Origin of the sequence: Streptococcus sp. 1621 (assembly GCF_013276615.1) — a bacterium.
Classification (GTDB): Bacteria; Bacillota; Bacilli; order Lactobacillales; family Streptococcaceae; genus Streptococcus.
This window is the reverse complement of the sequence record NZ_VMLJ01000055.1, coordinates 1-10,907: the sequence shown is the minus strand read 5'-3', so window position 1 is coordinate 10,907 and position 10,907 is coordinate 1. Positions and strand designations below refer to the sequence as shown.

The following is a 10,907-nucleotide window of genomic DNA, read 5'->3' as shown; positions in this document are numbered from 1 at the left end:
CAGAGCTGTCTTGTCTGCTGGTTTCACCACATACGGAACTGTTACTTTTTCTGTACTTTGATCTGCGTAAGTAATAACAACGTCAAGATTATGGCTACCTACTGTAGTTGGATATTGTGTTCCTTCTTTCAGTGCAGCTGATTCTTTGTCAGCTACATCTACCGCAGCAAGTAACTCTGCATTTGTAGGATTTTCACCGATCACTTTTGTAATCGTCTTAGTCGTCACTGTATGTGCAGGCGCTGAAATTGACGTTGGTGTTTGCGCACTCTTGGTATCGCCACTTCCTGCTGTCGCAACTGCTGTTACTTGACGATTTCCTTGTACTGAGTTCGCTGGGAATACCCACGTATTTCCACGTTTTTCAATACCATTTGCGCTCCATCCATCTGCTTTACTTACAGTTATTGTATTTACATTTGTATCAGTTGTAGGAACTGTAAATACCACTTCGTCTGCATCTTCTGGAATAGTTACAACAGTTTCACCATTTTGCTTGTTCTCATAAGTCAACGCTGCTGGTGCTGAATTTGTCACTGTAATCGTTACATCGTATTCGCCGACTTTATTTGTGGCAGTTGCAGAAGTTTCAGTTAATTGAACCGTATATTTTCTTGTTCCAACTGTTTCAACGTCAGGCTGTCCGTCTTTCCATGTAGCTGTAAAGTCACTTGGGAAGTCTTTTTCGATATTCTTTTCAGTGTAGCTAATACCTTTTCGAGCATCTGCTCTCAAGTCTGTCAGAGTTTGACTTCCCTTAGCTGCTGTAATGGTTTTCCCTGCGAAATTACGCTCTTTGGCTACATAAATCTTGCTTTCATCGCTTTCGGCAGTAAAGACAGTCTGTTTTACTTTCACCGGTAATGTAGATGAACCTATTTCAGTAGATTGGTCTGTCTGACGTAAGTAGGTATTATCTGGAAGTTTATAGGTCCAGACACCATTTTTCAGTGCACCTTCGCCTGGTTGAAGATTAGCTGGGTCTTTACCATTATTAGCTTCAATTTCAACAGTTCTACCAGTTTGTAATTCAAGTACAACCTTCGTAGCACTTTCAAGGGCTGTACCAGAAATTGTACGATCCACATCACTTAGTTTGGCGTCTTCGCCACTTCCTACAGTTGCATTAAATGTCGGCGCTGTTGGTTTGGCTACTTGCGTATGAGAAATGTCAATAGTAGAGCCATCATCTGGGAAGTTAATCGTAGCTACTTTAGTCTTATCATCCGTAGTTCCCTTAGTATAAGTTACATTTGCAGGTAAGTTATTATTATTTGCATTAACTTCTTGAATTTTAGCTGCAAAGCTCTCTTTCGCTGCATCTGTAAAGTTACCATTCGCAATATCACTATTACCATAAGTCACTTTTTCAGCATTCGTTGGATAAGTGACTTGATTTCTGTAGAAGTCAGCATACGTTTTAACAGTTACCGAATCACTCTTAGCAGAAGATACTTCATAAGCAGTGTCTTCTGTTGTATTTTTTGCAATTGTTTTCTTGTATGTTCCAGAAACAAGAACATTAGTCGTTAATTGTTCTCCTAATGTTAGGTCTTTCTTGTAGTCAGCTGCCGCGAATGCTACTGTTGTTGTCCCAGCTGTAATTTCTTTTTCTGCTACAACATCACCTTGAGCGTCTTTAAGTTGCACTTTTACAGTTGCTCCTGACGCTAATTGCGAAGCTTCTGGTAAGTTTGATACCGTAACGGCAGGTCTAGTTCCTGCTTGACCTTGAAGTGTTGGTGCTTTTGGTTTAACAGCTAGAGCCACTTTGACTCTTTGGTCTGTATACCTATGACTAGTGTCACCACGATATTCATCAACCTTAGTTCCATAGTGAACATTGGCCTCTTCTTCTCGTACTCCTATAGTTGTCTGTACTTTAGCTACTGGAGAAGAACCATAACCATCGCCCCATCCGAAGAATTTTTGTGATGGTGTTCCGAAGTTAGTACTTGATTTTACATAAGAAGTAACATTTGTATTTGCAAATGGTTTTCCTACTTCTGTTTCAAAATAGTCTTTTCCTGTTGGATAATTTGGCTCATAGCCATATATTTTGAAAGTAAGTTCTCTTTCAAATTTCCCAGCCCCATTTGGATAAGTCACAATGATTTTTTTAGTGATTTCTCCCGCTGTTGTACTTGGTGTAGGCGGCATTCCACCTTCAAATTCAATAGTCGTACCTGCTGGTTTATCACCTTCAAAGGCTACATAGAAATCAGGCTTAGCTGGTTGCGTTCTACCTCCAGTACCCCATACTGCTGATGTCAATGGCTGACCAACAACCTCATAGTAAGTTGTCACTTCTCTACCATTCACTTTACGAAGAGTAACCCCTGGATATACAATTACTGGGGTGCTTAATTCAAGGTTATCATAACCATCTAGATTTGCCACTACAGTTTCAGTGGTTCTTCCTAGAACTTCTGTTGTTGGTTTTGAGTCGTCTTTCCACGTTGCAGAAGTTAAAGTAACACCTGCCGGTACTTCTACGAAGTTAGCTGCATCATCAACATTTTCAATAGTTCCGCCACTGATTGCATAAACTGTTTTTGGCTTCACAGCGACTAGAGAAATAGTTTTCTCAGCTTTATTACCATTCTTATCTAAGACAGCTACTTTTATATCGCTCTTAGAAACATCTTTCAACGTTCCTTTGATAGAGTTGCTTGCTGCATCGTAACTCAAACCTTCTGGTAAGTTTGTAACTTTGATATTACTTTCATCAATACCTACACCAGCGTCTGATAGCTCAAGAGGAATATTGACTTCTTTTCCAGCTTCGACAAGTTTCGAAGAAGCACCGATAACTGGTAACGTAGTATCTCCATTAGCAGCTGTTTGACTAGCGCTGTCACTTGAAACATTTTGAGCAACAACCTTAGCTACAACATTTGATTGACCCTTAACGACTTGGTCCTTCAATGTAATTTTACCAGTATTCGGATCTATGCTAATACCATCTTTCGCACCTTCTGTAATGCTCCATTGATTATTAGCATCCTTAGTAGCAACAACTTTTGTCTCTGCTTGAGGAGTTTTCGTCACATCTCCATTAACTTGCAATTGATTTACATCTGCTGGAGTATAAGTTACTTCTAGTTTATCGACATTTGGTTCGTCTACTGGAGTTGCTGTAACATCTCCGTTAGTTTCAGGAGTTACAGTTGGTACAGCTGGTTTTATACTCTTAACCGGGATTTCAAAGTCTTCCCTTGTTCCATCTGGATAAGTCACAGTTGCTCCGACATAATGACTACCATCCTCTTTAGACTTAATTAAACCACTGTCTTTCATAGCAACTGTTAAGTCTGATGTTTTATTAGTTACATTTACATTACCTTTTGTCGCAGTGAAGGTCAAGTTTTCCTTCATAGCGTTAAATTCATCCCCAGTCACTGTCGTCGTGTTAGTAATATATTTCTCCAACGGCTGAGTAGTGATAGTAGGTATGTATTTAGTTGCTTGTGTTCTTGCTTTAAGTATCACACGTGTTGGACTGTTTTTAGTATTGTCTTTAGCTCCTGGAGACTCATGCAACCTATTTCCTGCTACATCTTCTGCATCAGCATAAATAGTTCCAATCGTTCCTCCATCTGTCCACAAGTTATTTCTATCAGCAGGATTTGTTTTCGATAACTTACCTGTAACATTTAATGTAATTGGTGCATCATGTTGTGTTTCAGCGCTATCTTTAGCAAATCTATTAGAAAATTCAAGATTTACACTACTTAAATTAGTAGGACTTCCATCATATCCAACAAAATTAGCTGCTACTAATTTCCCTGAATTGTCATTAAACGTTGCTATTGGTAAATTAGCTTCTTCTGTTGGTGTGATATACACTACGCGATTTCCATCAGCATCTGTTTCTACGTTTTGGAATGTTAGTGTAGGGAACTGGTGGTCTCTATTTCTTACAGTTTCAGTAGTTTCAGTACTTTCTACATTTCCTGTTGTTGGTGTAGTAAGAGCTTTAACTTTTACCGTTGAACCTTCTTTCACATAACCGTCTTTAAGTTTAATCTCTCCTGTTGTTGGATTTACTGTCAAAGGGGCACCCGAACCAAATGACCAAGAATCACCATTCTTCGTCGCTGTGTATGTCACTTCCCTTGGATTATCTCCTTGAGTTGTGTATGTTACACTAATACGATTTACATTCGGTTGGTTGTCATGTGTAATAAGCACAGTTCCATTATCTTGTGGTCTTACTGTTGGCGCTGTTGGTTTGACTTTAAATGTAACTGGTTTTTCTATCTTATCCGGTGCGTAGATAGTTACTCCATTACCTATTCCAGCAATATCTTTAGTGTATTTTCCACCTTGATTATAAAAATCAGCCACTGCTTTATAGGTTACAGTTCCAGGAGTCGTAAGTTGAGTATCATTTGCTACATCCGAGCTGTCCTTAGACCATTTGAATGTCATTGATCTTGGATAGTATTTATCATCTCCATCCGAATTTGAAGCAACAACCGCTTTAACAAACTCATGTGCATCTCCTAATGTTGAGTTGAATTCTACTGTTTTTTCAGAAGTTTTTAATTCAACATCAGCAACAATATACTTGAATTTGTATTCTTTTTGGTTATTTGAAGCATCTTTGACTAAAACTTTTGCCTCATGTTCACCTAAAACTGCAGTATTTGGAACTGTATTATCACTATTGATTTGCGCATTTGTTCCATTAGACATGCTCTCGTCTTTAACGAATTCACGCCCTGTTGGAAGGTCCGATGCTTTTAGATAAGTTGTTGTTCCAGAGTTATCATTAACTTCGAATGTTGGATTAAATGTAGCACCACGGAATACTACAAAAGTAGGGTTTTCGGTCACATTGTCTTTTAACTCGACACCATTTACTTTTACCTTCGGAGCTACTTTATCTCCTTGGTCTAATGGAATTTCAAAATCTTCCCTTGTTCCATCTGGATAAGTCACAGTTGCCTCAACATAATAAGTATCCGTATCCGCCTTATGTTTAATCACACCATTGTCTTTACGCTCAATAGTTAAACCATCGGTATTACGAGCGATTCTTACATCTCCTTTGCTCGCTGAGAAATCTAGCTGTTGCTTGATGTTAGTAAACTCAGCTTCACTTACCGTCGCGTTAGATGCAGTAATATCTTTATTCAAGATCTGCGTTGAGATTTGAGGAGTATACTTATCTTTTTGAGTTAAAAGTCTAATTACAACACGAGTAGGCTCATCAGCAGTGTTTCTGATACTCTTCAATTGATTACCAGCAGCATCTGTTGCAGAAGCATAAAGAGTTATTAAGTTCCCGTTGTTTCTCGTTAGATCCCATGCTCTATTTGTATCAGGATTTAGTTTTGGTACTAGACCGGTAAACTGAATATCATATGGTGCAGAGACATCTCCATTATCTGTTTTATCTTTTTTGTTGTAATTTAATCCATATTTCAGAGTAGTTGTTCTCGAGTCTCCTTGGAATAAGGCTACTTCACTCAACTTACCAGAATTATCTTCTACAGTTCCCAAAGTAATTGGGTTGGTATTTAATTCTTCTGTCGGTGTCACATAAACAACACGTTCCCCATTCACGACTTCTGTATACTTATCGCTAAAAGTAAAGGTTGGTGCTACACGATCTCCAACTTTTGAGTTAGCTGTTACCGTAGTACTGTCTACATTATCAGTCGTCACTGATTTTGCTGTTATTTGTGAATTGTCTTTGATTTCTCGGTCTTTAATCGTAACGACACCTGTAGCGGCATCGATTGTTACACCATCTGTCGGAGCACCTGTCAGTGACCAGCTATTATTTGTCTTATTGGCTGTTACCGTCTTATTCGTAGGACTTGTCGTATTAGCATTTGTATAGGTGAAACTTACTGTATTCACATTATCCTGCATTGCTGGTCTTACTGTTACGTCACCGTTATCCTCTGCAGTTACTGTCGGTGCTGTTGGCTTAACTTTAACCGTTACATCTAATTCAGACGATGATACTCCTTGGCTATCTGTTGCTTTGTATTTCACAACATAAGAACCTGGTCTATTAACATCAACAGTTTTTGTCGCAGCAACTCCATTTACCGAAACAATCTCTTTTGTCACACCATTCCCTAGTGTTGCATTTTGATCGTCTTCTTTATCGTGAGCTGTGACTAGCGTATCTAAGTTTAACTGTCCACCTTTTTCGATTGTTGTTGTATTTCCTTGAGGTCCAGCTAGTGTCGGTGCTTCATTTGTCACAGAAATAACTTGCCAATCTGCTGGTGTACCATAGTTTCCTTCTGAGATATTGGTCTTCGTGCTGGCTGTTCCCACTTTGATAGGTTTCTTCATTGCGATTGTCACTGTTTCTGTGAAACCATCTTTCGTTGGAGTACCTTTTACTACTGCTTGTGACGAATCTACCGAAGTCCACGGCCCATCAATACTAGTGCGTTTGAATCCTAAGTCTTTTGTAGCTCCAGTATCTTTATCTGTATATCTCAAGTAGAACATACCTGCATCATGAGGTGTTTTTACGACTACTTCTTTAGCTCCTGCGTACAAGGTAGTTCCACCTGTTTCTGATGGTTCAATAGTTGTCGAACCTACCGCAACAGTAACATTTGTGCTAGGACTTTCTACGCCATTAACCGTCTGAGTAACAGCTACAGGGTCTTTAGCAACTAGTTGAGTCTGGTTAGTATGGTTACTATTTAACCCTTCTCTAAGGTTTACTGTCCAATGTCCGTCACTTCCTACTTGAATATTTTCAGCCACTGTCTGACCTGCAACTGTTACTTTGATTTTAGCACCAGCTGTAGCCGTTCCCTTTAGAGTTCTATCATTCGATAACACTTGGTTACCTATCTGTGTAGTAGGTGTCACTGTTGGAGCGGTTGGAAGAACCTTATACTTAAAGTAATAGTTCTTATCTCCTGTTGTTCCATCGCTAACTGTTATAGTAGATGTATAGACACCTGGTGCTGTATTCTCAGGTATATTCCCTGTGAATGTTGGACTAAATGGTGCTTGTTGACTGTACTTAGTCGTCGTATTGAAGGCATCATTTGCATTAGTAGCTGTTATGCCAGGACGCAAATTATCTATTCTAAATTTCGTTAGCTTCTCAAAATTATCCCAGGCTTTTAGTTCTGGTCTGAATGCCTGACCTTGAACCACTTCATATACAGCATCCCTAGCATCCGAGTCATTTCGTGATTGAGGCAATGTTTGAGCATTATCTCCTGTCCCAATTTTAACTTCAGGTACTGTCGTATCTGTTGGAACAGTAATTGTAGTTGCCTCACTTGGATCTGTATCATTACTTCTTTGTTGTGCACTAAGTTGCGTTCCTGAACGCGCGGTACCAAATGGAACTGTAACCATCGCTGTACCATCTGCTGCATTTACAACCGTAGCCGGAGTTTGCCCTAGTCCTTCAAACTTAGTCCAAGTTCCATTTTGTTTTTGGAGTATTACAGGTTGTCTTCCATTTGCTATCTCGTAAGTAACAACCGCAGATGTAGCTCCATTTTGTCCTATTTTGACAGTCACATCTCCATTAGGAGTTGTTGCTAGAACTGGTTTTGTTGCGAAAGGTTGTTTCTGAGAAGTTGCCTGAACTGTACTTGTGCTTAGAGTTGATACAACTCCATCAAAGACTGTATCAGTACCTTTGTGAACTAAAGCTGTGACGACTTTTAACGGATCTGTTCCTACATTCGTCTGTCTATAACTTGCAGCATCAAAGGTTGCCTTACCATCAGCAGTTATACTTGACGAAGCTAAGACTGTATAATCAGTAGCTGATTTGAAGTAATATTTATCATAATCAGGCTCAGCATCTCTACCACCTTTTACAAGATAGGCCTTCCACTCAAGTTCAGGAGAAGTAATATTTCCAAAACCAAGATTTGTATTCAAGTCTTTCACTTTAATCGTTGGTTTTTCACTTGCTTTTTCTTTTAGTTGCTCGTCAGTTGTTTCAAAAGTACCTGCTTTAGGTGGAATAATTACACTAGTCTCAAATGTTTCCTTTTTACCATTTTCTGTAGTAACAGTTACTGTCAGAGGATGAACTCCTCCTTTATCTCTAGAGAAGCCACTAGGATTGTTCGCCTTGATAGAAGCTCTTGTGCCTCCGACTCCCTCTTTTACCCAGTTAATGCCTAAAGATTCACTTCCAGTGACAGCTATATCTCTAATTTTAGTGTTTCCTTGAGCAATAAATTTGAGTGTATTTGCCGTAGCAGGCCAGTCCGGTACTAGTGTTTTAAATTTATCTCGTCTGATGTCCGTTCCAAGACCGTTAGCTAATCCAATACGTAATTGAGAAACCTCTTTTGATGCTTCCTCACTATAAGCTTTATTCTCAACCTTTTGTTTAGCATAGACAGTAGATGCTGGTTTTGCTGTTCCATTCGGTAATGTAACCACTGCTGTTCCATTACTACTTGACTGAATACTAATCCCTGAGTTTGCTGTCGCTGTTTCTTTGCTCCAGTTTCCATCAGTCCCTTTGACAAAAGTAACGTTTTGCTCTTTGCTATTCGTATCAGTATAACGAACTACAGCCTTAGTAGCATTATCTTGACCAATCTTAACTGCCAGAGATAAGTCGGTTGTATCTTGCGTGATAACAGGTTTCGCCGTGAATTTTTGTCCTACTGTGGCGATCATTTCTGCACTATTATCTGACTCAACAGTTTGTTGTTTCGTATTGTCATAATCAATCCAAGAATCATCAACAACTGTTTTAACAACATACTTACCTTGTGCTAATTCTACACCTGTAAAAGTAGCTTGCCCTTGAGCATTTGCTTCCGCTACAGCGTCTACTTCTACACCGTCTTTAATCATTTTAACCTTTTCTAGGTTTCCATTATCCAACTTGCGGTATAGAACCATGTTATAACCTTGAGTACCACCACTAGCTGTAACATTAGTCGTAATCTCAGCTCTATTAGTCAACGCTTGAAGCGTCGGTGTCTTAGGTTTTGTTACAAAGCTCAATTTCCCATCATCAGAAGAATTATCAGTTGGGAATCTACGTACATAACGGAAATTATGAACACCAGGTTTCGAAATAATGTCCATAGTCATTTGCTTCTTACCAGCATCCGTTGTTAAATCATATACCCTATTAGTATCTTCATCAGTTACTCTAAAACTTTGATTTCTACGATTGGCTTCTTGTTTCCCTTTTTGTTTCTCAATTGGTTGATCACTTTCATCACTGTAGTCCCCGTATGAAGTGAAGTCAATATTGAAGGCTTTTTCATTTGAACCATCACCAGAGTAAGTAAGAACCCCTTTAGTTTCAGGATTAAGAGGATTATCTATATATTGGGGATAGTTAAATGCTTTATTCCCTCCTTCATCTCTGACCTGTGTTCCGATGTAGTTGTTTTGAATAAAATTAACATACGCAGTATTCTGATTAACTTTAAAATATCCATTCCCGCTTATTTTAAACTTGAACTTATCTGTGTCGTCTCTTTCTTCAGGTGTTCTTGCATACCATTGGTTGATTAATTGACGAGTAGCATTTTCTACACGCTTAAGACCACCAGCGTAAGTTAATTTACCTAAATCGTTTGAACCACTTGTCTCAAAAGTGATTTTATAAGAATGGTCATCACCACTATTTAACGAGAAAGTATACACATCACGAACATCATTCTGAATGGTGCTAAATTTAGCATCTGAATATTTTTGTAAATTACTTGGTTCAATATCTCGTCTATTATAGAAACCTCTGTTTAGATAACCAGCTCCGTAAGTTTGTTCTCTAGCAATATCTTCTAAAGTTCCGACTTTAAAACGTTGAGCTTGAGTTGTTCCTATATTTGATATCCTTGCATTTGTTTTATCTTTTGTTCCTTTTTCTACATCTTTAAGTTCCGCACCTCTAAAAGGCGAATCCTGAGGAAGATTTCTAAAAGCATTTGACAAAGCGTTCTTCAGCTCATCTTCTCCTGATGCTACTGTTGGTCTTTCTAGTAATGTTCCACCATTTTTATTAAACGTTTGAACAGATACAGATCCGCTCTTTAGAACTTGACCTTGTGGAAGGGTAAAGTAAACCTTATTGACTCCCAGCGTTTTATGGTTCTCATTAACCGTTATCTGCCAGTATAAACCTGTTTTTGTTGGTCGAACATTGATGTGAAACCCTTGGTAAGCTTCGCTAATCTTTCCACCTTCATAATAAGTATTCCCTACTCCACCTTTTGAATAGAATACATAAGAATACTTAGGGTAGGGAGAACCATTCTGACCACTCTCAAATAAGTAACCTGTTTTTGTATCGTAGTCCGCTGATTCTATACCACTTCTTGTAGCTATCGCTCTATCCTGTCCAGGCGCACGTCTCGTACGAGTTGGTGCGCCTGCTGGCATCGAGCGGAAACCCGACCATCCTGTAGTGTTGGTGCGCGGTTGGATGGTTACATTGTTTTCGCTTGGAGTTGCAGACTCGGCTGGATTTACAGGTCCTGTTACTTCTCCTGCATTCACATCATTTTCACGAAGTACCCCTTCGATCAGTCCACGAGATTTTTTCAGATCTGCTAAAGCAGCACTAAAGTCTTCTTGACTGATGGTGTTGCCTTTAGAGAAGGCTTCATTGAACTTATCAGCAGCTGCCTTAGCTGCTTGGATTTTATCTGCTGATGCTCCGTTAGCTCGGAGTTGATTAGTGATAAACTCTAACTCATCTTTTAGGTCATAAACACCATTTTTACCTTCTGTATTTGTATAGGTTGGGAGCGTCTGTGGAGTAGCTTGAGAGCCAGCTCCAGGAGTAGTTGCGTTCCCTCCAGCAGATGGATTGACTGAGTTTGCAGCTGGTGCTGCCGCGCTCAAGCCTCCTCTTCTACGACGGTTCCCTCCGGTTGGTTGCTCAGTTACAGCTCCATCTGGAGTGGCGAGTCCGG

At 39.4% G+C, this 10,907-nt stretch carries 1 protein-coding gene; it reads right to left on the bottom strand.

Going from position 1 to position 10,907, the window contains the following annotated elements; all coding sequences use genetic code 11:
* A partial coding sequence (locus HT697_RS09955) for a hypothetical protein (RefSeq protein WP_173263127.1) occupies window positions 1-10,907 on the bottom strand: 10,907 nt, incomplete at both ends.